Origin of the sequence: Corynebacterium kozikiae, assembly GCF_024580965.1 — a bacterium.
GTDB lineage: Bacteria > Actinomycetota > Actinomycetes > Mycobacteriales > Mycobacteriaceae > Corynebacterium > Corynebacterium kozikiae.
Window position 1 is genome coordinate 1 of the sequence record NZ_JANIKJ010000061.1, and the last position, 434, is coordinate 434.

The 434-nt window shown below is 68.2% G+C and carries 1 protein-coding gene; it reads left to right on the plus strand.

Annotated features, from left to right (window positions below):
* Nucleotides 1–434: autotransporter-associated beta strand repeat-containing protein (locus tag NQ018_RS11330; protein ID WP_257061030.1), on the plus strand; the 434-nt coding region annotated here is incomplete at both ends.

Sequence of the window (434 nt, forward strand, 5' to 3'; positions counted from 1 at the left end):
ACCTGACCGTGGGTGGCAGCGCTTCACTGGATACGACGGCGGGCTTCACCCTGGGCAACAATCTGGTGATCAATGGCGGGGGCTCGCTGAACCTGCTCGGCAGCAATGCGTTGTCATTGAACGGTTCGATCTCCGGTGCCGGCAACCTGACCAAGAGCGGCGCCGGCACCCTCACCTTGAACGGCGCCAATGCGCTGACCGGCAGTTTCAACCTGGCCGGAGGCGCGTTGGCGCTGGGCGCGGGCGGCAGCCTGTCACCCACCGGTGCGATCACGGTCGGCGTCGGTACCACCCTGGACCTGTCGGCGGCCGCCAACCAGACCATCGGTTCGCTGGCGGGCCTCGGCGGTTCGGTCAACCTGGGCAGCCACACGCTCACCCTCGCCGGGCTGGGCGATACCAGCTACAGCGGCACGTTCGCCGCAGGCACGGGT